Source organism: Cyclobacterium sp. SYSU L10401 (genome assembly GCF_010993705.1).
GTDB lineage: Bacteria > Bacteroidota > Bacteroidia > Cytophagales > Cyclobacteriaceae > Cyclobacterium.
The window spans coordinates 276651-301921 of the sequence record NZ_WOFO01000006.1 but is presented as its reverse complement, the minus strand read 5'-3'; the positions used below and the strand labels follow the sequence as shown (position 1 = coordinate 301921).

Genomic DNA, 25271 nt, shown 5'->3' with positions numbered 1-25271 from the left:
AGGCACCTTCAAGAGCAGGGTTTCATGTAAGCCAACAACTCGCTTATGCCGACCGTTGCAATCCCAGAAGTGATGTCGGACATGGCATAGGGAACAATCAGGCGGTCATTGTGGATCATGGCTCCGCAGGAATAAACCACATTGGGCACATAGCCCTCGCGCTCTTCCTCGTTTGGCGTGAGCAAGGGCTCCTCCAATCGGGAAATGATTTTCGTTGGATCTTCCAGATCAAGTAAAATGGCTCCTATGAAATACTGCCTCATGGCGCCTACACCATGGGTAAGTACCAGCCAGCCTTCATCTAATTCCAAAGGAGATCCGCAATTTCCAATCTGAAAGAATTCCCAGGGCATGGCAGGCTGCTGAATAATTATCGCTTCATCCCAAAAATGCAAATGATCTGAAAACATGATATAATTGTTTTCTCCATCTATTCTGGATAGCATGGCATATTTTCCATTGACTTTACGTGGAAAGAGCGCCATACCCTTGTTTTGAGCGGCTTTGCCATTTAAAGTGATGATGTCAAAATTTATAAAATCTTTCGTTTCCAGAAGCTGGGGCAGTATGCAAACCCCATTGTATGCGGTGTAGGTCGCATAATAGGTGATCTTACCCTTTTCGTCTACAAATTTCACAAACCGGGCATCTTCTATTCCCCTGATTTCATTCTCCGATAAAGGGAAAATCACATGTTCGGAAATATCATGATCGGGTTCAAACCTAATAAAATAATTGGAATCGGCAAGCCAATAAATATTTTTAATGGCTTCTTTATCAATGGTATTTTCAGTATTCACCTGAAGAGCTACAATACAGCTTTTTAACTCTTCAAAGGTGAAGGCAGTTTCTAAATTTTCAAAAACCATGATACTTGTTTCATTCCAGGCATGCATGCTCTCAAGTTTGAGCTGAAATAAATGCCTATCGTAGGACTGATCATGTCTGATTCGGGGTGTATCTACATATTCACTTACCTGGTTGATTAAAAAGGTATGATCTGCCTTAATGGTACCGCTTCTAAAGACAATGGAGGAAATGTGTCCTTCTCCTGTAGCCCGGAGACTCATCACAAAGCGAATGGCTCCTTCAGGAAGGCCTTCCTGGTTGGGATGGGGTACAATGGAAGGATTGAACAGGGCGGCTGATTCAATAGAGTATTCCATGGTAAAAAAAGCTCCTATCAGCAATTTTTTGGTTTTGCTCAACTCCGGTTGCTCAGGAATATATTGGCACACTTTACCGTAGTTTCTTGTAAAAATGCTTTCAATGTCCTTGTGACGAGCTAGAAAATGATGGTTGATATGCAACAGCAAATCTTCAGCGCTTTCTTCCGACAGCTTCAGCACCCTGCCAATTATTTTAGGTATGCGGGAAATATCGGGAATATGTGCCCGGGTAATGACACGGGAGCTGTTACGGACGATTTTTATCCTGTTTCTTTTGACCTTTGGTCTACTTAATGTCCTTTTGTACATGTTCTGTTTTGTTGCTGTAAATCGCTGCTATTTGATATAAAAATGATCATTCACTACCGCCTTCCAGGATTTTGTGGTAAACCTGAAGGTAACTTTCTGTCATTCTTTCCCGGCTGAAATTTGAAAGTGCCCATTCCCTGCAATATCTCCTGTCGATAGATTCGATGCTATCCACTGCTGCCACAGCTTCTCCGACGGTTTTCACCAAAAATCCCGTTTTTCCCTCTTTAATCAATTCAGGCATGGAGCCCCGATCAAAAGCAATAACGGGTGTTCCGCAAAGCATGGCTTCAGCCACACTCAAACCAAATGGTTCATTAAAGCTGATGGGATGGAGTAAAGCAAAGGCTTCACCCATCAGTTTATCCCTTTCCAAAGGCCCGGAATTGCCTACATAAACAATATCTTCGTCATTCAGAAAAGGCCTGACTTTGAGATCAAAGTACTCCTGATCCTGAATCAGGCCGGAAATGATTAATTTTCTCCCGGATTGCCTGGCAATCTGAATGGATTCGAAGGTACCTTTTTCTGGGTGAATCCTTCCAAAAAACAACAAGTAATCCTTGGTTTCCTTTCGAAAGGTAAAACCTTTCGGATCAATTCCATTGTAAACAGTGGCTACATAGTTTAGGTCTGGATGTCGGTCAGATTCGCTGATGGATACATAAAAACTGTTTTCGTTATATTTCTTAAATACCGGAAGTATTTTGAGAGAAGAAAACCCATGAATGGTAGTAAGCATCGGTGTGGAAATCAAGCGGGAATAAGTAAGCGGAAGAAAATCAAAATGGTTATGAATCAAATCGAAATGGGCTGCCTGCTCCATCAAATGACTGATGTGCAGGCATTCCCAAACCTTAGGGTCCATGTCCGGATTCTCGGCGTAAGCCGTTTCTGTAACATGCTCCAACTTAGCCCTTGTAATGGAATCCCCAGTAGCAAATAAGGTGACCTCCATGTTTTTGTCGATCAATCCCTCCGTCAGGTTGGCAGCTACCTGCTCCCAGGGCCCATATTTGAGGGGGGGTGTTCTCCATGCAATGGGTGAAAGAATAGCTATTTTCATTTTTACAAATTGACCGGTAAAACAGGCTATCAGGCAGATAAATGGACCAAGCCTTTTTCTTCAAGCTCTTCAAATTCTTCAAAAGCCTGTAATACAATTAAATAGGAGATTAAATAGGCAAGGGAGCTTTCTGCACCCTGGTTTCGGTTGATACCGTAGCTTTCAAAGCCATCACAGCATCCCTTGGTTTCGAAATCAAACAGACTCATTCGAAGGTCATTTTCTCCCAGAAACCACATAAAACTGGAGAATAGCTTTTCAAGGTATACCTTGTCCTTCGTAAGATGAAAAGCCTGCTGATACATTAAAATCATGGCAAGGGCATCTATGGGTTGCTGGGCAAACATGGACCGTTCTCCTTCTTTTTCGTACCAGTTTTCATTGCCGATAATCGATAGGTACCCATCCTTTAGGGTCAGTGATGTAAGAAAATCCATGCTTTCCAGGGCTACCTGGGTTATCCTTTCCTCATGGAGTATCTCTGCCGCATGTAACAGCGCAAGAGGCAGGATACCATTATCATAGGCCAGCAAGGGTTCATACCAATGCCAATCTTTGGATCTGTTAGCTTCATAATGTTTGACCAGCTTGCCTGCAAGATTGCGTAGACGCTCCACCATAGATTCATCGGCAGGATTGGCTTCCAGGTAATAACTGATTCCGAGCATGGTGTTGGCAATACCTCTGATCGACTGTATTTTTTCGAAATTTGGCGCAGCATCGAAGAATACCAGTTTGCCTGTCTGGTAGTAAGCATCATTGGGCGCATTGCCCAGGAGGTATCCCAGGGCCCAGATGGTTCTTCCAAAGGAATCCTCCGAACCCACTTCATCCAGAAATTGCCGGCTGAAACTGAGGAAATTCCTGAATGTGCCATCTTCATTTTGCATGTAATGAATATAGCTCAGATAAATGGGGGCCAAATTCAAGGCTTGTTTATCCTTGGTTTGTTTGTAATCCATCAGTACCATCAACAAAGCCCGGGCATTATCGTCCAGGCAATAACCTTCCTTCAGGTTAGGGATACCAAACTTGGCGTGCTGGATAATCCCGGTATCATCCGTAAGCCGTTTGATATGATCCAAAGAAAACGCTGGCAACAAAAGGGGGTCAATCAGAGTTTCAGACCGGGAAATAACCTGCGGGTGACTTGTAGCTGCCTCTTTTGCAAGTGCCACGTACTTCTCACCTGATTTGGACCAGGTAATCGTTTTCCCATAATCATGGGCTTTTTTACGAATGTCGTTTAAAGCTGCCGGATCATCCAGCAGCTCCATCAGGATACCTGAAAGCTGCTCCGAATCATTGAAGTTAAAGAGCCTGCCCCTGCCTTCATCCAACAGTTCTGTAGCATGCCAATAAGGGGTAGAAATGACGGCTGAACCTACTCCAACTGCGTAGGAAAGGGTGCCACTGGTAATTTGTGCTTCATTCAGGTAGGGCGTGATGTAGATATCAGAGGCAGATAAATATTTAAACAATTCATTTTGGGCGATAAACTCATTCAGGAATACGACGTGATCTTCCAGATTCAGGGTCTTTACCAAAAGATGGAGGTAGTTTCTATATTCTTCACCCGAATGATGAAGTACATTGGGATGGGTTTTTCCCAATACCATATACACCACCTCCGGATGTTTTTCAATCACTTTGGGCAAGGCCTTGATGACGGTTTCTATGCCCTTGTTCCTGCTGATAATACCGAAGGTGAGTAAAAATTTCTTGTTCTCCAGCTTAAACCTCTTTTTGGACTGCTCCTGATCAAATTTGATTTCAGGCACACCATGTTCTATAAGTACCACCTTATTGCTATCCACGTCATACACTGTGTGGAGAAACTCAATGGCCTTGCGACTCATCACCACTACCTTATGGGCCATTTTGCAAATTTGCTCCAAAACCGCCTTTTCATTATAGGAGGGTTTTTCCAGCAGGGTGTGAAGGGTGACGATCAGGGGGATTTCCAGCCGGTGCAGCAAGGGGAGAATGTACATGCCATTCTGCCCACCAAATATGCCAAACTCGTGTTCTAAAATGCAAACATTTGCATCACTGAGGTTGATGAATTTCACCGCTTTCAAATAGTCCCGCTGGTGCTCCTGCCGGATAGTTAGTTTAACTTCTTCAGGATAGTGATAGGTCAGGTCATGATCATTCATGGCGACTACAAATCCTTCTACAGCAGGGTCCCCTACCGAATCGTTGCCATTAGAAGACCCCTGATCCCTTACCATGGATTGGTAAAGGCTATGGGTGAAAATTCCAATGCCGCATTCTCGAGGGGGGTAAGTTCCGATATATACAATTTTCATAGGCCAACATACAGCAAAAATTAGGCCTTCCTAAGTTATCAACAAAGTATCAACTGCAAATATCTCTAAATAAGTTTTAATTATTTTATATTTATAAATTTTATTTACATATTTTTTGGATTTTTATCAGCGCTCATTGGGATCCACCGACCCACTTGTTACCGATTCCAGGAGCAAGGCCTACATTATCCCCTGATTGTTTATGCCAAATGTAAAAATTGCCGTAATGGAGAAGAAAATAAAAAATTAATTAAAAATGAAGCAGGAAGTCTTTCACCAGATCGCTGTATGTCCTGCCCGCTTCTCCGGACGCTTCTTTTAACATGATTTCAGCAGACACCCTTTCAAAGAATTCCCCTTTTCCAAAAGAACAGATTTCCCTGTGAGGATGAACTCCAGGTTGATCGCAGACCTGATATTCATGCCGCAGGGAAAAATCTGCACCTACCGCCATATTTTTAAATAGGTTCATTTCCTTCAGGGGCAGAATCAACCAAAACAATCCCTCCTGGCTTAAAAGCTGTTTCACCCCCTGCAGCAGGTCCTTCAAGGATAATTGATCATCGTGTCGGGCCCAATTTTTACGAATATTTGGAGATTTCAGCTGATTGGAAAAATACGGAGGATTGCTGACGATCAAATCATATTTTGTCTTTGCATGGCTTTGCACATAATCCTGAAAAGCGGCATGATAGCCTTCCATACGATCTTTCCAAGGACTGGCCTGGAAATTTTGTGCCGCCTGAATATGGGCCTGCTCATCAATTTCAACTCCATGTACCCGGGCTCCCGGGAACCTCTGAGCCAGCATCAGTCCGATGACTCCGGTACCGGTTCCAACATCCAGGATCAATGCTGCATTGTCCTGATGGGCCAATGCGCCGAGCAAAACAGCATCAGTGCTCATTTTCATGGCACAACGGTCCTGCTGGATACTAAACTGCTTGAATTGAAAATGACTGTTACCCATTTTAGCATTGACTTTTTTCAGCCTCGTACCCCTGATCCACCTTCAGTTGTGATGAGTTGGCTGCAGCTACAGCCAACTCATCACAACGCTCATTTTCCCTGTTGCCATCGTGCCCTTTTACCCAATGAAACTTAGGCTTATATTTGATATGAAGCGGAATGTATTTTTTCCACAGATCCACATTTTTTTTGTCCTTGAAACCTTTTTTCTGCCAGTTCCAGATCCATCCTTTCTGAATGGCATCAACCACATACTTGCTATCAGAATAAATGTTTACGGGCAGGCCCTCCACTTTCAGGGCTTCCAGACTTCTGATCACGGCCAGCAGCTCCATGCGATTATTAGTAGTCAACCTGTATCCCTCAGATAGTTCTTTTCTTAAGTCCTTATAGAGCAACACCACTCCATAACCACCGTTTCCCGGGTTGCCTTTGGCTGCGCCGTCTGTATATATTTTTATCATAAGCTTTCAATTGTGAAGGACTAATTCCTTGTTCCCTTTTGGGTCATACTCACCTATCCCTTTCCTCTAAATCAGGGCAAATATCATGAATTATTCCTTTGGGATAAAACTTAACCGCATGCATCAGTTTGCAGGTTGGTAGAAAATAATTTAATACCTTAATTTTTAAATTCAGAATATTTACAGAATTCCATGTTAATTTAAAGGCTTTAATTACATATTGTTTTTCATGATGATAAAATTTACCCACTGCTTTGCATTAAAGGTATGTTTCTTCCTTTTCCTATCCGCCAACTACCAGGGCTTAAATGCCCAGGAAATGGGTTTTGAGGAATACAACCCAACTTCTACCCTGGTAGTCCCTGAAAATCCGGTAATGCGTGCCAAATTTCCCTTTGTGGATATCCATAGTCACCAGTGGAACGTCACCCAGGAGCTGATCCAGAGATTGGTTAGGGAAATGGATGAATTGAATATGGCCACCATGGTCAATCTCAGCGGAAAGGGCTTTGCCCGCAGCCGGGAAGAAATCAATGCGCAGGAATACCTGAATTCCATGATTCGCCGGTTTAATGGAGTAGCACCCGGTCGTTTTATCGTATTTACCAATCTGGGGTTTGAAGGTTTTGGAGGCGAAGATTGGGTGGAAAAGGCAGTGGCAGAACTGGAAACCGACGTGCAAAACGGTGCCAATGGATTGAAGATATACAAAAGTCTGGGGCTCTCTGTAAATGACATAAATGGCAATCGGGTACCGATCAATCATCCCGACCTGGATCCCATTTGGGCCAAATGTGGTGAACTGGGAATACCCGTTCTGATCCATGCTGCCGATCCGGCCCCCTTCTGGGAGCCCATGGATGCCAATAACGAGCGCTGGCTGGAGCTGAAAATCAATCCTAACCGGAAAAGGGGAGCAGATAATCCGGCTCCTTTTGAGCAGATCATTGCTGAACAGCACCATGTCTTCCGCAAGCATCCCGGCACCACTTTTATCAATGCCCACATGGGCTGGATGGCCAATGACCTGGCCAAAGCCGGAAAACACCTGGAAGAATATCCCAATGTAAATTTCGGCATAGGAGCAGTGATTGCCGAGTTTGGCCGGCAGCCCAGGATGGCCAGGCAATTTTTTATCGACTACCAGGACAGGATCCTCTTTGGAAAAGATGCCTATAACAAGGAAGAGTTTTATACCTATTTCAGGGTTTTGGAAACAGCCGATGAGTACTTTCCCTATTACAAGAAATACCATGCCTTCTGGCGCATGTACGGACTGGACCTTCCGGACGAGGTGCTGAAAAAAGTGTATTACAAAAATGCCCTGCGTATCATTCCTAATATGGATGCCAGTTTATTTCCGGAGTGATATGGTTGAAATTTATTGTCTTGATAAATTAGGGAAAGAATTTTTTTAGTCCTCTAACAATAATCCCGGCGGATATAATTTATGATTCCGGGCCAAGTCAGTGCAAAATGTAAATTAGACTGAATGGACGATCCCGCTATTACATATCTTTCCAAACCTACGAATAAAAAAAACCCTCTTTCGAGGGTTCCTTTATTTGTTTTTATGCCAATCTCTTTTCAAAAAGGCTTACCCAAAGCCGCATACCAGATCCCTCCATACAGGTGATCCAGGAAATCGGCATCTTCAAAGGCTTCTTCCACATGGCCCAGGCCAGTGTAAAAAACCCGTCCGCCATCGTACTCATGGTACCAGGAAATGGGGTGTACGGCTCCCATACCCATCTTGTTGCCGTTCCGCTCCCCTACTTCGTAGGAAGTCTCATCCAGCTGTACCAGGATATTGACATCCTCATTGAAGTTTTTAAACTCATACCACTCATCGGTACGCAGCCACTTGTCATTCAGGTGGTAGGTGGCGGGATGATCCCGGTTGACCACCTGCATCCTTGCGGTTTGTTGCTGGGGATGGTGATTGAACTGACCCCCGATCAGCTTGGTATACCAGGGCCAGTCATACTCTGTATCGGTGGCACTGTGCACACCAACCACACCCTTACCACTTTGCACAAAGCGCTCAAAAGCAGCTTTTTCCTCGGCATTGAAAATGGTACCGGTGGTGCTCATCAGGATGATCACATCGTAACTTTCCAGGTTTTTGTCATTGACCTGACCGGCATCTTCTGTGGCATAAACCTGAAAACGGTGTTTCTGCCCCAGTTTTTTAATGGCTGCCACTCCTTCCGGAATAGACTGGTGACGGAAACCAGATGTCTTGCTGATCACCAAAGCCCGGAATTGCTGGGCCTGGCTTAGGGCAGGCAACAAGATCAGGGCCAAACCCAAAGCAATGATGCTTAAGGATTTGAGTTTATTGTTTATTAAATGCATAGGTTATGTAAATTATTTTAAAGGACGATTATACAATTATTATTTCACAATGTCGAATTTCTCTCCGGCAACTTTTCTGCTAAAGGCATTAAAGTGCCACCATTCAGACCCTATTCCTGTAAATCCGGCTGCCTGCATGACTTCCCTTAAAAGCGCTCTGTTCGCTACCTGCTCCCGGCTAATCCTGCCGGCTGCCAACATCTCTTCCTCCCTGTCGGGGTACGCTTCATAGCCAAAAAAATCGTAGCCGGTACCCATATCCAATGGCTCACCCGTAGCCGCATGTGCCAGGGTCAGGTCCACCGCAACCCCAAAATTATGCAGGCTACCCTTTTGTGGATCCGCTACATAAAGGGGTTTGAGGCTATCGGGTTTGTCCAGCTCATCCCAGAGAATCTGCTGCACCGATTGCGGTCTCACGGCATCATAGATCAAAAAGGTAAGGTCAGGATCCCTGGCCTTCAGCTCCCTGAAAGCCATCTTCAGCATTTCTGCCACCTCCGGTTGCATGTAGCAGCGGCTGAGCTCTCCGTAAACATCCTTGCCAAAAAAGTTGTCCTCCGTAGAATATTTTAATATGACCTGCACTTCAGGAATGATTTCCTGAATATCGACCAAACCAGCAGCTATCAGCCGCTTTTCCAATTGACCGGTATCCTGAAGAACCGCTGAAAATCCCGCTACAGCCGTATCTGACAGTACTGTTTGCAGATCTGTTTCAGCTAGCTTTTCCACTTCCTTTTCACCTTTGCCTGCGCCACAAGCCAGCACCGGAAGTAGTAGCAAACAAACCAGTTTGGTTTTCATGATTCGTTTTTGTTGAGCAGGGTAGTGCTGGCCTGGGCGGTGGGTAAAACGGTGACATCGGCCAGGACCACATGTGGCGGCCGGGTTACCGCAAAACGGACCACATCCGCAATATCCTCTGCCATGAGCGGCTGAAAACCCTTGTACACATTTGCCGCCTTTTGGTCATCACCCTTGAAGCGGACCAGTGAAAACTCCGTATCCACCAATCCCGGATTGATGGCCATGACTTTGATGCCGTAGGGGTTTAGGTCCAGGCGCATGCCTTTGGTAATGGCATCTACGGCATGCTTTGAGCCACAGTACACATTGCCTTTGGGATATACTTCCTTCCCTGCGGTAGAGCCGATATTGATGATTTGACCGCTTTTCCTGGTTACCATGCCGGGAATGATCTTTTTGGACACATAAAGCAGTCCTTTTACATTGATATCCATCATGGCATCCCAGTCTTCTTCGCTTCCCTCATGAATGGGGTCCAGGCCATGGGCATTGCCTGCATTATTGATCAGCACGTCGATGGCCTGCCATTCCTCCGGAAGGGAATCCACCGCTGCGTATACCCCTTCCTTATCCCGAACATCAAACACCAGGTATTGGTAGGGGGTGTCGGCTGGTAAATCCTTTTTCAGTTGTTCCAGTCTTTCTTTCCTCCGGCCACAGGCAATGATGGCAAAGCCTTCCCCAGCCAGGTACCGGGCACATGCTTTACCTATTCCAGAAGTAGCTCCGGTAATGAATGCTATTTTCTTTTCCATGGGGGAATATAAAATTTTTCCCCGGGGATTAAAAGCCAGCAGGCCTTCATCAGGCAGGTTTTATTGGAAATTCAGGTAGAGGGTAATAGATTTGCGGCGGATATCACTGATGGCCCCTGCTATTCTTTCATCGGAGTATCCGGGTTGGTACAGGTTCATCAGGCCATGAGAAAAACGGATCTCAGGCGAAAATTTAAAATACTGGAAATACAAGTCAAAACCCAACCCCATTTCTACCGCCAGGTCTCTGCCTTTCAACACCACCGGATCCTCGTTGGCTTCTTCCTGATTTTTGGTACGAATCTGACCGTTCAGCCCCCCAACAAAAAACATGCGGGTATTGTTGAAACGCTCGGATTTGTACTTAACGAGTAAGGGGAATTCTACCAAGGTCTCTTCAGTAAGCAAAGGAACGGTATTGACCCCAATTCCATTGGCGGCATTGCCGTCATCTGTAAAAAGCTGCAGCTCGGTACGGTATTCATAAAAGCCTACTTTGGGTGTAAACATCAAATTGACCTGATCGTGCAGCCTGCCCGTAACCAGAAAACCCAGTGCAAATCCAGGTGAGAAAACCGGCATGATCGCCCGCACATTATCCAAACCCTGGTAGGCGGGATCCATAAAATTTTCAGAATATTTGATCCTCAGGCTGCTGTTGTGGGCGGCCAGAAAAAATCCATAGGATAAGGATTGGTCATCACTGCCAGATTTATTAAAAATCAGGCTTTTTTGCTGGGCCTGCAGTTGAAAAACATGGGTCAACAGCAAAAGTAAGGCAAGCAGGCTTACTTTATGCCAGTGTAAATGGAACTGATGCCAAATGTGAGTGTTTTGCATTGCGTTTGTTTGAAACCTACCTTTTCCAGAATGTCAAGAAAATCCCTTCCATCCGGAAAAGCCTTTACCGATTCGGGCAAATAGGTATAGGCCGATTGGTCTTTAGAAATGAGTTTACCTATTTGGGGCAAAATATATCTAAAATAAAAGGAATAAGCTTGCTTCATCGGGAATTTTTTTGGTTTGGAAAACTCCAGAATGACTGTTTTGCCACCAGGCTTCAATACACGGTGCATGTCTTTCAATCCTTTTTCCAGGTTTTCAAAATTCCTGACACCAAAAGAAACGATCACAGCATCAAACTTATTTTCTTCGAAGAGCAACTTTTCTGAATCACCCAGTTGGAGTTCTATGAGGTGGTCCAGCTTTTTTTGCTTCATTTTCTTTCTGCCTTCATGGAGCATGCCTTCGGAAATATCCACTCCGATGACCTTTTCCGGCTTGAGGGCAAGGGCTTCAATGGCAAAATCGCCCGTTCCGGTAGCAATGTCCAGAATCAGCGCAGGCTGATCTTTCTTCAGCATGCGGATGGCTTTCTTTCTCCATATAATGTCTATTCCCAGGCTCAGGAGATGGTTCAGCAGGTCGTACTTTTTGCTGATATTGTCAAACATGCTGGCAACCTGCTGCTTTTTGCCTTCTTTTTGGTCTTTGTATGGGATTACGGACATGGCTTTTATTTTCGCTACAATATTACTAAGTAAACCTGAGCAATGGAAAATTGTTAATGATTTATTGGTAGCTAGCTGTTTGTGGAATTTGCTTACCTTTGTAAAAAAAATGGGCCATGTTGAAAAATGCACGCTTTTTAACCAGTAATACCGACCATAAAAAATGCCCTCCGGCAAACAAGCCGGAATTTGCCTTTATTGGGCGGTCAAATGTAGGCAAGAGCTCCCTGATCAACATGCTGACCAATCACAAGCACCTGGCTAAAATTTCGGGAAAACCCGGAAAAACCCAGCTGATCAATCATTTTGACATTGACGGTCGTTGGTACATGGTGGATCTACCCGGTTATGGTTTTGCCAAAGTAAACAAAAAGCTGAAAACGGATTGGGATAAGATGATTCGTGCTTACCTGACCGAAAGGGAAAACCTGGCCGCCGTGTTTGTGTTGATCGACAGCAGGCTAAGCCCACAGAAGATTGACCTGGAATTTATACAATGGTGCGGAGAGCTACAGCTACCGGTAGTGCTGCTCTTTACCAAGGCAGACAAGCAATCCCATTCCAGAACCTCGGCAAATGTCCACCAGTTTCTCGATGAAATGGAAAGGCTATTTGTGGAAGTACCGGAGTTTTTTGTGACTTCTGCCGTCACCTTTGAGGGCAGGGAAGAGTTGATCCGGTTTATTGAAGAAAATGTAACCGAATATTACGAAGCTGGCTAAGCTGCTTGGCCAATCCTGGGGAAACCTTATATTTGCAGCCTGAAAAAAATTAAAGTGATCATGGAATTTAAAGATATTGCTACCGTTTCCGGAAAACCCGGTTTATATAAAATATTGAAGCCCAGCCGTACCGGTGTGATTTTGGAGTCCCTGGACGAAAAAAAGGGGAAGCTGGTAGTAGGAGCAGCCCAAAGGGTCTCCCTGCTAAGTGAAATTTCCATCTATACACTTACTGAGGAAGGAGCCACTCCCCTAAAAGATGTACTGATCAAAATCGAAAAAGAATTTGAAGGAGATACCGGGTTGGAAGGGGCAGAAAAGGACGAGTATCAGGCCTTTATGAAACACATTCTGCCGGAATTTGATGCAGACCGGGTTTACGCCTCCGATGTTAAAAAGTTGATCAGCTGGTACCATATCATTCGGAAAGAATGTCCTGAAGTACTGGAAGACAAAGCAGAGGAAGGGGCTGATAAAGGCAATGAACCGGAGGGGGACAAGCCGTGATTGATCCGGATAATACCGATTTAGCGAGTATACAATCAGGGGCAGCAGACCTGGAAAAGCTACTGGAATTGCCCTCCCTTCCACAGGTCACCAGCAGGCAAAGCCTGGCGCAGGCCATTTCCCCATACGTGAGCCAAATGCTCAACAAGAATTTTGAGAAATTGCTACAGTTGTGTTACCGGCTGGATCTGGGGGAACAAAAACTACAACATATCCTTACCGAAAGCCCACCGGAGGAGGTAAGCCTGCGGCTTTCTACGGCCATGGTCGACCGACAATTGCTAAAAGTATATTTCCGGAATAAATACCGTTCTGTGTAATTGCGTTCAGCTGCCCAAGGCTTCCTCCAGCCGGCTCACCATGTTTTTTGACCCGATAAATAGCGGGGTGCGCTGGTGCAGGCTGTTAGGTTCAATGTCCATTATCCGCTGACTGCCATCTGAAGCGGCTCCCCCCACCTGTTCGGCAATAAAGGCCAGGGCATTGGCTTCGTACATCAACCTGATTTTACCTTCTTTTGCCTGAGTTGTAGCTGGGTACAGGTAAATCCCCCCTTTCAACAGGTTCCGGTGAAAATCAGCTACCAGACTCCCTATGTACCGGGCCGAGGCTCCCTGTCGCTTACAAGCTTCCAGGTAGGAAAGGATATTGGGGTTGATATGCGGGGTGAGGCCTTCATTGATGGTATAGATGGCTCCTTCTTCGGGCATGCGCATTTCAGGATGGGATAGAAAAAACTCCCCCAGGGATCTTTCATAGGTGAAACCGTTGGCACCATTGCCGGTGGAATACACCAGCATGGTAGATGAGCCATACAGAACATATCCAGCAGCCACCTGCTCGGAACCCTTCTGCAACACGTCCTGCTCCTGTATTGGGGACCCGTTGGGGGTCTTTCTCCGGTAAATGGAAAAGATGGTCCCAATGGAAACATTCACGTCGATGTTTGACGAACCGTCCAGCGGATCAATGGCGACCACGTATTTTCCCTTGCTGTTATGCAGGTCAATGACCAGGTCCTCCTCTTCTGACACGACCGCACAGACCTCTCCGCCCTTGGTCAAAGCACGGGTAAAGCGCACATTGGCCACCACATCCAGCTTTTGCTGCTCTTCCCCCTGCACGTTGGTCTGTCCGAAAGCACCGGTAACATCCGATAGTCCCGCCCGACTAATTTCGCGGGATACTATTTTAGAAGCCAGGGCTATATCTCTTAAAATCTGTGAAAGTTCACCTGTAGCATAGGGAAAATCAGCCTGCTTACTTTTAATAAATCTGTCCAGGGTTACCCCAACTTTGTAGGCCAGGTTTCCGGTGTCTTGTTTGTAAGGCTGTGTCTTCATACCTTTGAATATAATTCATAATCTTCAATTTATTCCCTTTTCCTAAGCATTTTTCATGATTCAACCCCTTGTTTACAAATTTGGCGGGGCCTCTATCAAGGATGCCGCCGCCATCAAAAACATCGTTGCTTTGGTTAAAAAGCGCTGGACCAATGGCCTGGTCCTGGTAGTTTCTGCTGCCGGCGACACCACCGACCGGTTGGAACACCTGATCGAATTGGCATTTCAACAAAAAAGTTTTGATAAGGAGCTCATCCAATTGCTGGATTACCATGAGGACATCTGTCGGGGACTTTTTCACCCGGAGCATGGCATTTTTGCCCGGGTAGACAACCATTTTGCCCAATTGCGGAGAACATTGGAAAACCTGTCCATTAAGGAAGATGAAGGCTTCTTTTATGACCAGGTAATCGGATATGGAGAACTTATTTCTACCCGTATCGTACAGGAATACCTTTGCGAATCCGGTTGTGCCTGTCTTTGGCAGGATGCCCGTGAACTGGTCCGAACCGACTCACAAACCAAAATGGCCAAGGTAGACTGGGCCCTGACCATGCAATATTGCCGGCGGGCATTGTTTCCCAAACTGGAAAAATTTCCTGTGGTAACGCAAGGCTTTATTGGCACCGATCTACTGGGAAACACCACCACCCTGGGCAGGGAAGGCTCCGACTTTACTGCCGCCATCATGGGGGTTAGCCTTGGGGCTTCCTCGGTTACCATTTGGAAAGATGTGGCCGGTATACTCAATGGAGATCCGGATATCTTTCCCGAGGCGGTCAAATTTGAATACCTGGACTTTGAAGAGGCTGCCGAAATGACCTATTATGGGGCAAAGGTGATCCACCCCAAAACCATCAAACCCCTGGCCAAGCACGGTATTCCTTTGTATGTCAAGTCCTTTGTGAATCCCGATGCGGCCGGAACGGTCATCGGCTCCTTTGGGCAGGCCCCCAGGATTCCGATCACCATTTTTAAAAGCAAACTCACCCTGATCGAATTGCGCATTCTGGACCTGTCCATGATCGGGGGATTTCATTTTGAACTGATATACGAGGTGGCCAAAAGGATGAATTGGCGCATACAACTGATGCAGGCTTCAGCAGCTCACATCTCCATACTTATCAATGACATGCCTTATACGGCAGAGCAACTTGCCAGGCCCCTCAGGGAGGTTTTTAAGGTAAAGAGCAAATCAGGCCTGAAAATGATCACGGTAAAAAATCCTACCGATGCTGAGCGCAGCCACTACCGGCAAGTGACCGAAAAGCTTTTCCTGGAGCAAAACGGTCCGGAATTGATTCAGTGGGTATATGAGGAATCAGTTCCAAATGCTTAACCTGCAAATCGTTTCAATGTCTGTTTTATGCCAGACAGGTAGGCTTTGCCAAAAAGATTGAGATGGACCAGTAAAGGGTACAGGTTGTACACAGGCACTCTTTCTTCAAAACCGGGTTCTAGTGGAAAAACCTCCTGATAGGCCTCATAAAACCCATCCGTGAATCCACCAAAGAGGTGTGAAAAGGCCAAATCCATTTCCCTGTTGCCAAAATATACCGCAGGGTCGATCAGGGCAGGTAATCCGTTGGCATCTACCATAATATTTCCGGACCAGAAGTCACCGTGAAGCAGGGCAGGTTTTTCCGGCGGGAAAAAGTTTTGCAATGCATCATAAATAGATCGAAAATATTGAACAAACTCCTGATCTATCAGCCCATTGTAGAAGGCCAACTGCAGTTGGGGTTCCAACCTGTTTTCTATAAAAAATGCTGTCCAGGAGGCATTCCAGGTGTTTTTTTGAGGAAGAACTGCAATATAATTGTCTTTGTCCAGCCCAAATTCCATTTTGGTGCACATGTGCAGTTCCGCCAGCCCTTCTCCCAACCTGCTGGAATAACCCTTTTTGGGAAATGAACTCCTTATCCAATCCATCAGCAGGTAATGCCTGTCCTCATACTGGCCCACTGCCACCGTTTCGGGAACATAAAGGTTACAATTCTCCCGTAACCAGGCCAGACCTTCCCTTTCTCTGGGAAAGATATCTGCTTCCTGCTCGAAATTACTCTTTAAAAAAAAGGTTCCCTTTTCTGTATTCAGGTAAATGGCTTGATTCATGTTGCCTGCAGCTACCAGGCGATAGTTCAGGATGCTGTTGGCTCCACCGAATACAGTCAGGCAAATATGGTCGAATAGTCCATCAGGAGATTCCATTGAACTGATGTCTGCTTTCCAATTCCAGGATCAACCCATCCAGGGATTCATCCAGAATTTCAAATACCTTTTGAAAACCCTCCTCTCCGCCATAATATGGATCCGGTACCTCTGGAAACTCAGCATCCTGTTGAAATTCCCTCATCAAATGAAGATTCTTTGGTGCCAGTTTGACCTGCATGGAAAGTTTTTTAATGTTCTCCAGGTTGGAATGGTCCATGGCCACCAAATAATCAAAGTCTCTAAAATCTGTTCGGTGAAGCTGTCTTCCGCGGTGTTCCATAAAAATCCCGTTCTTTTTAGCACAAGCCAAGGCCCTCTCATCGGGCAATTCCCCAATGTGGTAATCTGAGGTACCACAACTGTCTGCTGTAATCAGGTCTTTGTAACTTTTATGAGAAATTTTATGGATGAATAAGGCCTCAGCCAAAGGCGATCGGCAGATGTTTCCCAAGCATATAAATAAAACCCTAATCATATAATTTCCGCAATTTCCCTGTTACCGATACTTTTTTCAGACCGACACAGTTATAAAAATGTTAATTTATAAAAATGAAAGCACTATCCATATGAATCTCCTTAATTATTCCTTAATTTTGCGGTTTGAAATAACTTTAAATATTTCCGATCGAAGAGAACCAAATTTCAGGCTTTGAAGTTAAGGAAGTATCATTGGTAATTAGAGAAAAAACAAAATAATTTTCTAAAATCAAGAGTTAAATTATCTGTAAACAATTAAAATCTATTTTATGTCATTAGTTGGAAAAAAAGCACCTTTATTTAATGCCCCTGCTGTAGTAGACGGAGAGGAAATCGTAGAAAATTTCTCCCTGGAGCAATACATTGGAAATAAAGATGTTATTTTCTTTTTCTACCCGAAGGATTTTACGTTTGTATGCCCCACTGAAATTCTTGCTTTCCAGGAAAAACTGGAAGCATTTGAAAAAAGAGGAGTGGCTGTAGTTGGGGCTTCCTGCGATACTGAAGAATCTCACCTGGCTTGGTTAAACACGCCAAAGGAAGAAGGTGGTATCCAGGGTGTAACCTATCCGATTGTAGCTGATCCTGTAAAGACCATTGCTCATAACTTCGGAGTCCTGGCCGGGGACTGGAACTACAATGAAGAAGGAGAGTTGACTTATGAAGGACTTCCGGTAGCCTACAGAGCCACCTTTCTTATTGACAAGGAAGGCACCATCAGACATGAAACCGTAAATGACCTGCCCCTGGGGAGAAACATTGACGAAATGCTCAGGCTAATCGATGCCTTGAGACATGTGGAAAAATTCGGAGAAGTTTGCCCCGCAAACTGGGAAGAAGGAAAAGAAGCCATGACTGCCAGCAGAGAGGGCGTTGCTTCTTACCTGGCAAAGAATTAATCCGGGATTGATGTATAAAACCCGAAGCCCTGCCCAACGGCAGGGCTTTTTTTATTTTCACGGGATAAAAATGAACCTGAAACAACTTTTTTTTGGAATGGATGGTTAATTTAGAGATTATGTCGAGCAAACCAGAAATTTCTGTATTGGTGGCCACCTACAATACACCGTTTCAGCAACTCCAACGGGCCATTCGCTCTGTCATTAACCAAACCTTTCAGAATTTTGAAATTGTGTTGGTAGATGACGGATCTACCAATGACCCCGGCGGAAGGCTTGATGCCTTCTGCGAGCAACAGGCGAATCGCATCCGGCTTTTCCGGCAGGAAAACAAAGGCCAGTCCAGTGCCATCAACCTGGCGGTTTCCAAAAGCCAGGGGTACTACCTGTCCATTCTGGATGCAGATGATGAATACCTCCCTCAGCATCTTCAGTCCTCCAGGGAACAAATGGCAGCATACGATTTGATCGCCTCCACCACCCAAACCATTGTAGATCAGCCGGAGGATTACTTTGTATTGGACCGCCACCATCCGGACCAGTTGATCCATGTGGATGATTGTATTCTATTTGCAACCCTTTTTGGGAAAAGGGAAGTCTTTACCAGGCGCAAATTTATAGATGGCTATGCGGCCGATGCAGACTTTTACGATTGGGCAAAATACCATTACCGGGTAGGCAAGGTGGATTTAAGAACTTACCGCTATTACCGAAACAATCCTGAAAGTACCTGTGAACAACTAAAGGTAAAATTGGGGAAAAAAAGTAATTCCCCTCAAATCAAATAATACGACGGCTTTCTCTTGCCGCTTTCTTTTTTGCAATTTCCGTGCATGGTTTTTAATTGTACATTTGGCCAACCATAAAATTCGAAGACAATGGGAGCTTCTTCTTCAGCTGTTTGCTGCAGCGATTTACCGCCGGCGAAAAAACAAAAAAGGCCTGACAAATGGTCCAACCTACGGCGCATTTGGGGAAGCAGTCTATTAAGTCTGGCCACCTTGCTTCTGGCCGTTATGGGAGAATATTTTTTACCTGCCCGACTTGCCGGTTTCAGCTTATGGATACTTGTATACTTGTTATCCTATGGCCTGGTGGGCTTGCCCGTGCTCAAAAAAGGATGGACACTGATACGTCAGGGAGAGGTTTTTACGGAGTTCTTTCTGATGGGTATCGCTACGATTGGGGCTTTCGCAATCGGAGAATTTCCGGAAGCGGTGGCCGTCATGCTGTTTTACACCATTGGAGAATTACTTCAACACCAGGCAGTAAGTAAAGCCAAGGGAAATATACAGGCCTTATTGGACATCCGCCCGGACAAGGCCAGGATTATCAGGAATGGTGAGCGGGTCTGGGAAAAGCCTGAGCGGGTAAAAGTAGGAGAAATCCTGGAAATCCAGGCCGGTGAAAGGGTACCTTTGGATGGGATCCTGCAGCAGGGAACTGGCAGCTTTAATACTGCTGCGATTACCGGGGAAAGTATGCCGGCAGATTTGAAACAGGGAGAGGAGGTTTTGGCGGGCATGGTCAATCTTGAAAATTTATTGACCATAGCGGTATCCCGCTCTTTTCAGGACAGCTCCCTATCCAAAATCATCCGGACCGTACAGCAGGCTACCGCAAAAAAGGCCAAGACGGAACAGTTTATCCGCAAGTTTGCCAAGGTGTATACCCCAATTGTGAGCTACTTGGCACTGGCATTGGTAGTACTCCCGTACTTTTTTGTAACCGATTACCAATTCAGCGACTGGCTGTACCGGGCTTTGGTATTTCTGGTCATCTCCTGCCCGTGTGCTTTGGTGATTTCCATACCGCTGGGCTACTTTGGGGGTATTGGAGCAGCTTCCAGAAAAGGTATCCTCTTCAAAGGGTCTAACTACCTGGACCTGATCACCCGGGTCAATGCGGTGGTTTTTGACAAAACCGGCACACTGACCAGGGGAGTTTTCTCTGTAAGCAAGGTGGAAGAAATGGCTGGAGCGGATAAAGACTGGAAAAAACTTGCGGCCTCCCTGGAAGCAAAGTCCAACCACCCCATAGCCCGTACCCTGGTGGATTTTGTGGGTGGCGAACTGTACCCGGTTGCCGAATTGAAAGAACATGCCGGAAAGGGTCTCCTGGGATGGGTGGATGGAAAAAAGGTTATGGTAGGCAACCAGGTCTTCATGGAGGGCCGGCAAATAAAAGGCATGTCCCGCGTGCCAAAAGCGGAGGGAACCCTGATATTTTGTGCTGTTGAAGACATGCTTTGCGGTTTTTTTGCTTTGACAGACGAAACCAAAACAGATGCGCCGGAAGCTTTTGAGGCCTTAAAGCATATGGGTATCGGGGAGCTGATTATACTTTCCGGAGACAAACAGGAAGTGGTTGACGTATTGGGACATACCCTGTCGGCTAGTCGGGCCATTGGAGGACTACTGCCGGAAGAAAAACTAAACTACCTGGAAAAATTAAAGCATACTCCAGGCAAAGTAATTGCCTTTGTAGGAGATGGCATCAATGATGCCCCGGCCCTTGCGGTTGCGGATTTGGGCATTGCCATGGGGGGTATGGGCAGCGATCTGGCCATAGAAACAGCAGATGTGGTGATCCAAACCGATCAACCTTCAAAAGTAGCCCTGGCCATCCGCATAGGAAAAACCACCCGCCATATCGTCTGGCAAAACATTGCCCTTGCCTTTGGGGTTAAATTGCTGGTTTTAACCCTGGGAGCAGCAGGAATGGCTGGTATGTGGGAAGCCGTATTTGCGGATGTAGGCGTGGCGCTGCTGGCCATTCTGAATGCCATCCGAATCAATAACATTTACCAATGAATCAACATACACATGCTTTTTAAAGACTCGGATGCATTAAGGGATGTTTGGGCTGCGGTGAGGCATGAATGGCATCGGGCTACCCTGGATCACAAACACCCCTTTCGTTTTGTCAGCCTGGCGACTTTATCCGGAGATCAACCCGATGTGCGTTACCTGGTATTGCGTGAAATGGATGAGCAGCATCGTTTCTACTGCTATACCGATAGCCGCAGCCAAAAAATCGTTCAACTCAGGGAAAATCCAGCGCTTAGCCTATTGTTTTACCATCCCAAAAAACGCTGTCAGGTGAAGGTACAGGGAACCGCAAACATCCATCAACAGAACAAACTAAGCCGAAGGCATTGGGATAAAGTACAGGGAGAGGCACAAAAGGCTTACCAGGCCTCCCTCCATCCAGGTGAAGAAATCGATGGCCCAACAGAAGCTCATAGCTGGGAGGCAGAACAGGGTGACGATCACTTCGTGGTCCTCGAAATTCAGCCCAAAACGGTAGACTGCCTGCAGCTGAATGGTCTCAGCCACCTGAGGGCTGTTTTCAAATTGGAGGGAAATTCCTGGACAGCCCAATGGCTGGCTCCTTAAAGAGGTGTCGTTCTTCTGGCTTGGCATTGTTGTTGAAAAATAAATGTAGTATCTTGACTCCCTGTAATATCATTTTATTCAAAAAACATGCATAACAGAAGAGATTTTATCAAAAAGGCCGGAATCGCTTCCGCTTTTTTAGGTTTAGGCTTGGGAAATCAGGCATTTTCCCAGTTACCCAGAGCTTCCCTGTACAAAATATCACTGGCCGAATGGTCGGTCAACAAGCTCCTTTTTTCCGAAAAAATGAACCACCTGGATTTTCCGGTGCTGGCCAAAAAACATGGCATTGAGGCCGTGGAATACGTCAACCAGTTTTTTATGGACAAGGCCAAAGACATGAGCTACCTTCAGGAAATGAAAACCAGGGCTGAAGGGGAAGGTGTAACCTCCGTATTGATCATGTGCGACCGGGAAGGGCAGCTAGGGGCTGCTGATGCTGCTGAGCGTATGGAAACCGTAGAAAACCACAAGAAATGGGTGGAAGCAGCCAAATTTCTGGGCTGTCATGCCATTCGGGTAAATGGATACTCTTCGGTTGAGTATAGTCAGGACAGAAAAGCTTTCAGCGAATCCCAGAAACTGGTGGCAGATGGTTTGAGGCAACTCTGTGAATTTGCCGATACCATGGATATCGGCGTCACCATAGAAAATCACGGTGGCTTTTCCAGTAACGGCAAATGGCTATCCGGGGTAATGAAGGCTGCCGACCATCCCAGGGCAGGTACCTTGCCGGATTTTGGCAATTTCCAGATCAGCCCCAACGACGGTGATCCCATATCCTACGATTCGTACCAAGGGGTTAAAGAATTGATGCCCTATGCCCAGGGCGTAAGTGTCAAAACCACCGTTTGGGATGGAAAAGGCAATCAATACCCACTGGACTATGAGAAAATGATGCGCATTGTCCTGAAAGCAGGCTATCGCTCCTGGTGTGGCATCGAATACGGAGAAGCCGGCAGGGAATGGGAAAGCATCGTGGAAGTAAGGGAACAATTAGAAGCCACTGAGAAGGCACTGCAGGGTTCCTTTTCCGCTTAATCCAGTAAAAAAACAGTCATGCTGCGGGGACCATGTGCTCCGATCACCAGAGACTGTTCGATATCGGCGGTCTTGGAAGGCCCGGCGATAAATACCCCATAGCCGGAGTCCGATACATTGATCAGTTGATATACCTCATGCATATTGCCCAGTAACCTGTCCTTTTTCAACAAAACGATCAGGTGCTGGGCAATAAATGGGAGAGCCCGGTGCTTCAGCCGCTCTTCAGGAAGCCAGATGGCCGCATTTTCCGCTACTCCCCATTCTCCCTCCAATATGGCCAGGTCTACATGCTCCAGGTCATGAGGATCTTCTGCCAGGGCAATATCAAAATTACCCTCAACGACTGTAGAAAGCGACAGCATCATTTGGCTGTCCTGAAAATGAATGTCCAGGTAACTGCGGATGTCTTCAGGACCCTTTGCTTCCAGGGCCTGGCCCCCATTGGATTTGATGCTGCTTTTATACTGTTCCACCAGATCGCCTTCAACGGGAAACTCCGGATGCTCCGGCAGGGGAAGCAGATCGGGTTTATTTTTTTGTATGGCTGCTAAAATGCTTTCTTTACTGCTCATTTGTTCCTGTTTTTCTTGTACCAATCCTTGAAGCTTTCTTTCGGAACTTCCGGTAGCTCCCGGTGTTTGCCCCAGGCGTTGAAACTGTTGTAGACAAAACCTCTGGGGCTGATGGAAAGCGACTTTCGGGCCATTCTACCCATCAGGTCAAACAATTTGGGCTTGGACATGACCTTTCCTCCAAAGCGCATGGCCCATTTTTTCGATGGCTGGGAAGGGCCTTCCTTGGTGATGACCTGCCGCCATTTGTACAGCTGTTCGTGTATATTGATTTTTACCGGACACACATCCGAACAGGATCCACAGAGGGTAGAAGCAAAAGGCAGGGTACTGTGTTTCTTTAAGTCCATGCCAGGGGATAGAATGGAGCCTATCGGTCCCGGAACAGTGGAGTTGTAGCTGAATCCACTACTCCTGCGGTAAATGGGGCAGGTATTCATGCAAGCCCCACAACGGATACATTTAAGGGAATTTCTGAAATCCTCCCTGCCCAACTGTTTGGTTCTCCCGTTATCCACCAGGATCAGGTACATTTTTTTATCTTTCCTGGGACGGTGAAAATGCGAGTTGTAGTTGGTGATGCTCTGTCCGGTGGCACTCCTTGCCAAAAGCCGTAAAAACACCCCCAGATCCGCTGCCCTGGGTATCAATTTCTCGATGCCCATGCAGGCAATGTGGATATCGGCCAGGTGGGTCCCCATATCGGCATTGCCTTCATTGGTGCAGACCACAAAGCCCCCCGTTTCGGCAATCCCGAAGTTTACACCCGTAATGGCGGCATGGGCCTGAATGAATTTTTGCCTCAGGTGCTGCCGGGCCGCTTCCGTCAGGTATTGCGGATCATCCGCACCTGCCTCGGTACCCAGGTGCTCGTGAAAGATATCCCCTATTTCTTTTTTCTTCAGGTGAATGGCTGGCATCACAATGTGGCTGGGCACCTGCTTGTTAAACTGAATGATGCGCTCTCCCAGATCGGTGTCGACCACATCGTAGCCTTTATCCTCCAGGAAATGGTTCAAGCCACATTCCTCTGTCAGGATGGATTTGCTTTTTACCAGTTGCTTCACCTGGTTTTCTTCCAGAATACGGAGTACGTGTTCGTTGTGTTCCTGAGCATCTTTGGCCCACAATACTTCGATGCCATTGGCCTGGGCATTTTTCTCAAATTGAAGCAGCAGGTTATCCAGATTGGACAGGACATGGTCTTTGATCTGGGAGGCCAGGGTACGCAGTTGTTCCCATTCCGGAATTTTCTGCGCAGAGGCGTCTCTTTTACTTCTGACATGCCAGAGGGTATCATCGTGCCAATGACTCCTGTCAGTGTCTTTTAGGAATTCTGCTGCAGCATCAGCATGTGTCTGAGGGAGTTTCATTTGGTATTGGTCTTTAATTTTCGGGTGTATGCCCATTCAATATCTCTGCAATATGCATGACCCTGATGGGCTTTTTTTCTCTGCGAAGCAGGCCTTCCAGGTGCATGAGGCAGGACATGTCTGCACCGGTAATTACCTGCACCCCTTGTTGCTCGTGGTCTTTGATGCGGTCCCTGCCCATGTCCACTGATACGGCTTCTTCAAATACGGCAAATGTACCGCCGAAGCCACAGCATTCGTCCTTTCTTGTCAGTTGAACCAGGTCTATGTCCTTTACCATCTCCAGCAAACCCAGCGGCTTGTTAAATTCCGGTATCATCAATTCGGAAGGCTTGGCCAGGTGCAGGCCCCTTAAACCATGGCAACTGGCATGTAAACCCACCCGGAAAGGAAAGCTGGCATCCAGGCTTTTTACCTGCAATACATCGGTAAGAAATTCGCACAACTCATATATTTTGGGTCCCTCCCCATTGTCCGAAAGAATGTGTTCCTTGGCATGCAGGGTACAGCTACCGGAAGGGCAAACCACATAATCGTAGGCTTCAAAATTCTTACGAAACAATTGGGCAGCACCCTCTCCATACTGCTGGTAGCCCGAGTTGGCCATGGGCTGGCCACAACAGGTTTGTTCCAGGGGGTATTCCACCTGTACGCCGGCTTTTTCCAGTACCTGTAAGCTGGCAATGGCCGCTTTGGGGTAAAATTGCTCTACGTAACAGGGAATAAATAATCCGACTTTCATTTAGGGCAGGTGTTTTGGCTATCTAACAAAATAAGGCTGCCATTGTTGGCAACATCAGATAAAGATAAGCATCAGAAGGTAATTCGCCAGTATTTTCATACCAAACTTTTCCCTTCTGATGCTGGGCGGCTTACCGGGAAGGTAAACCTGTGTTAATTTAAACTCATTTTAAAAGTACGATGGAACAAAAAAGGAACCATCCTGCACTGTGCTGATTGAAAGGGCGGAAGCAGGGATCTTTTGGAATCCGGAGTCTG

At 46.2% G+C, this 25271-nt stretch carries 26 protein-coding genes; 10 read left to right on the top strand and 16 right to left on the bottom strand.

Annotated elements, in window-relative coordinates; all coding sequences use genetic code 11:
- Positions 1-8: 8 nt before the first annotated feature.
- The 5 genes from GL182_RS15895 to rnhA all read right to left on the bottom strand — a co-directional run bounded on the left by GL182_RS15895 (position 9) and on the right by rnhA (position 6289).
- Entirely contained in the window at positions 9-1478 is a 1470-nt protein-coding gene (locus GL182_RS15895) for a glycoside hydrolase family 130 protein (protein WP_163380759.1), read from the bottom strand.
- A 46-nt stretch (positions 1479-1524) separates the two neighbouring features.
- Positions 1525-2544: a glycosyltransferase family 4 protein gene (locus tag GL182_RS15890; RefSeq protein WP_163380758.1), complete on the bottom strand. Its 1020-nt coding sequence runs from the start codon at positions 2542-2544 to the stop codon at positions 1525-1527.
- A gap of 29 nt (positions 2545-2573) precedes the next feature.
- Positions 2574-4856: a glycosyltransferase family 4 protein gene (locus GL182_RS15885; protein WP_163380757.1), complete on the bottom strand. Its 2283-nt coding sequence runs from the start codon at positions 4854-4856 to the stop codon at positions 2574-2576.
- A gap of 250 nt (positions 4857-5106) precedes the next feature.
- Complete coding sequence (locus GL182_RS15880) at positions 5107-5826, bottom strand: tRNA1(Val) (adenine(37)-N6)-methyltransferase (protein ID WP_163380756.1); 720 nt, start codon at positions 5824-5826, stop codon at positions 5107-5109.
- Position 5827: 1 nt separating this feature from the next.
- Positions 5828-6289, bottom strand: coding sequence for a ribonuclease HI (gene rnhA / locus GL182_RS15875; RefSeq protein ID WP_163380755.1), 462 nt, complete (start codon positions 6287-6289; stop codon positions 5828-5830).
- Positions 6290-6518: 229 nt separating this feature from the next.
- On the opposite strand from rnhA, the gene GL182_RS15870 reads away from it, so the two are divergent.
- Positions 6519-7658 carry an amidohydrolase family protein gene (locus GL182_RS15870; protein WP_410492716.1) on the top strand — a complete coding sequence of 380 codons (1140 nt, stop codon included), beginning with the start codon at positions 6519-6521 and terminating at the stop codon, positions 7656-7658.
- A gap of 218 nt (positions 7659-7876) precedes the next feature.
- Here the strand turns inward: GL182_RS15870 and GL182_RS15865 are convergent, their stop codons facing one another.
- From GL182_RS15865 to ubiE, 5 genes are read right to left on the bottom strand one after another with little or no spacing between them, the layout of a single operon-like run.
- The gene (locus GL182_RS15865; RefSeq protein ID WP_163380754.1) at positions 7877-8647 is read right to left on the bottom strand and encodes a ThuA domain-containing protein; all 771 of its coding nucleotides are present in this window, start codon (positions 8645-8647) and stop codon (positions 7877-7879) included.
- Between the two features lie 39 nt (positions 8648-8686).
- Positions 8687-9454: a M15 family metallopeptidase gene (locus GL182_RS15860; RefSeq protein ID WP_163380753.1), complete on the bottom strand. Its 768-nt coding sequence runs from the start codon at positions 9452-9454 to the stop codon at positions 8687-8689.
- Complete coding sequence (locus tag GL182_RS15855; RefSeq protein ID WP_163380752.1) at positions 9451-10212, bottom strand: SDR family NAD(P)-dependent oxidoreductase; 762 nt, start codon at positions 10210-10212, stop codon at positions 9451-9453. Before GL182_RS15855 ends, GL182_RS15860 begins: the two co-directional genes overlap by 4 nt.
- A 60-nt stretch (positions 10213-10272) precedes the next feature.
- Complete coding sequence (locus GL182_RS15850) at positions 10273-11052, bottom strand: outer membrane beta-barrel protein (protein WP_163380751.1); 780 nt, start codon at positions 11050-11052, stop codon at positions 10273-10275.
- Positions 11001-11723 carry a bifunctional demethylmenaquinone methyltransferase/2-methoxy-6-polyprenyl-1,4-benzoquinol methylase UbiE gene (gene ubiE / locus GL182_RS15845; protein WP_163380750.1) on the bottom strand — a complete coding sequence of 241 codons (723 nt, stop codon included), beginning with the start codon at positions 11721-11723 and terminating at the stop codon, positions 11001-11003. The genes GL182_RS15850 and ubiE overlap by 52 nt, the downstream gene beginning before the upstream one ends.
- A 116-nt stretch (positions 11724-11839) precedes the next feature.
- Between ubiE and yihA the strand changes: the two genes are divergently transcribed.
- From yihA to GL182_RS15830, 3 genes are read left to right on the top strand one after another with little or no spacing between them, the layout of a single operon-like run.
- Positions 11840-12445: a ribosome biogenesis GTP-binding protein YihA/YsxC gene (gene yihA / locus GL182_RS15840; RefSeq protein WP_163380749.1), complete on the top strand. Its 606-nt coding sequence runs from the start codon at positions 11840-11842 to the stop codon at positions 12443-12445.
- 60 nt (positions 12446-12505) lie between these two features.
- A complete protein-coding gene (locus GL182_RS15835; protein WP_163380748.1) occupies positions 12506-12952 on the top strand; it encodes a DUF5606 domain-containing protein in 447 nt (148 codons plus the stop codon).
- The gene (locus GL182_RS15830; protein WP_240469853.1) at positions 12949-13272 is read left to right on the top strand and encodes a hypothetical protein; all 324 of its coding nucleotides are present in this window, start codon (positions 12949-12951) and stop codon (positions 13270-13272) included. The genes GL182_RS15835 and GL182_RS15830 overlap by 4 nt, the downstream gene beginning before the upstream one ends.
- A gap of 6 nt (positions 13273-13278) precedes the next feature.
- Here the strand turns inward: GL182_RS15830 and fbp are convergent, their stop codons facing one another.
- The gene (gene fbp, locus GL182_RS15825; protein ID WP_163380747.1) at positions 13279-14295 is read right to left on the bottom strand and encodes a class 1 fructose-bisphosphatase; all 1017 of its coding nucleotides are present in this window, start codon (positions 14293-14295) and stop codon (positions 13279-13281) included.
- Between the two features lie 55 nt (positions 14296-14350).
- Here fbp and GL182_RS15820 point away from each other — a divergent pair, with 55 nt between their 5' ends.
- Positions 14351-15634 (top strand): aspartate kinase, encoded by a 1284-nt coding sequence (locus tag GL182_RS15820; protein WP_163380746.1) that lies wholly within the window; start codon positions 14351-14353, stop codon positions 15632-15634.
- Here the strand turns inward: GL182_RS15820 and GL182_RS15815 are convergent.
- The gene (locus GL182_RS15815; protein WP_163380745.1) at positions 15631-16506 is read right to left on the bottom strand and encodes a fructosamine kinase family protein; all 876 of its coding nucleotides are present in this window, start codon (positions 16504-16506) and stop codon (positions 15631-15633) included. The genes GL182_RS15820 and GL182_RS15815 overlap by 4 nt on opposite strands.
- A complete protein-coding gene (locus GL182_RS15810; RefSeq protein ID WP_163380744.1) occupies positions 16493-16984 on the bottom strand; it encodes a low molecular weight protein-tyrosine-phosphatase in 492 nt (163 codons plus the stop codon). The genes GL182_RS15815 and GL182_RS15810 overlap by 14 nt, the downstream gene beginning before the upstream one ends.
- 271 nt (positions 16985-17255) lie before the next feature.
- Between GL182_RS15810 and GL182_RS15805 the strand changes: the two genes are divergently transcribed.
- From GL182_RS15805 to GL182_RS15785, 5 genes are all read left to right on the top strand, one after another.
- Positions 17256-17885 carry a peroxiredoxin gene (locus tag GL182_RS15805; RefSeq protein ID WP_163380743.1) on the top strand — a complete coding sequence of 210 codons (630 nt, stop codon included), beginning with the start codon at positions 17256-17258 and terminating at the stop codon, positions 17883-17885.
- Between the two features lie 119 nt (positions 17886-18004).
- Entirely contained in the window at positions 18005-18673 is a 669-nt protein-coding gene (locus tag GL182_RS15800; protein WP_163380742.1) for a glycosyltransferase family 2 protein, read from the top strand.
- Positions 18674-18763: 90 nt separating this feature from the next.
- Positions 18764-20698, top strand: a complete 1935-nt coding sequence (locus tag GL182_RS15795) for a heavy metal translocating P-type ATPase (protein ID WP_163380741.1) — start codon at positions 18764-18766, stop codon at positions 20696-20698.
- A 12-nt stretch (positions 20699-20710) separates the two neighbouring features.
- Complete coding sequence (locus GL182_RS15790; RefSeq protein ID WP_163380740.1) at positions 20711-21283, top strand: pyridoxamine 5'-phosphate oxidase family protein; 573 nt, start codon at positions 20711-20713, stop codon at positions 21281-21283.
- A gap of 87 nt (positions 21284-21370) precedes the next feature.
- Positions 21371-22324, top strand: a complete 954-nt coding sequence (locus GL182_RS15785) for a sugar phosphate isomerase/epimerase family protein (protein ID WP_163380739.1) — start codon at positions 21371-21373, stop codon at positions 22322-22324.
- Here the strand turns inward: GL182_RS15785 and GL182_RS15780 are convergent.
- From GL182_RS15780 to GL182_RS15770, 3 genes are read right to left on the bottom strand one after another with little or no spacing between them, the layout of a single operon-like run.
- Positions 22321-22899, bottom strand: a complete 579-nt coding sequence (locus GL182_RS15780) for a lactate utilization protein C (RefSeq protein WP_163380738.1) — start codon at positions 22897-22899, stop codon at positions 22321-22323. The two genes, GL182_RS15785 and GL182_RS15780, sit on opposite strands and share 4 nt — an antisense overlap.
- The gene (locus GL182_RS15775; RefSeq protein ID WP_163380737.1) at positions 22896-24272 is read right to left on the bottom strand and encodes a lactate utilization protein B; all 1377 of its coding nucleotides are present in this window, start codon (positions 24270-24272) and stop codon (positions 22896-22898) included. Before GL182_RS15775 ends, GL182_RS15780 begins: the two co-directional genes overlap by 4 nt.
- A 13-nt stretch (positions 24273-24285) precedes the next feature.
- Positions 24286-25014, bottom strand: coding sequence for a (Fe-S)-binding protein (locus GL182_RS15770; protein WP_163380736.1), 729 nt, complete (start codon positions 25012-25014; stop codon positions 24286-24288).
- Between the last annotated feature and the right edge of the window lie 257 nt (positions 25015-25271).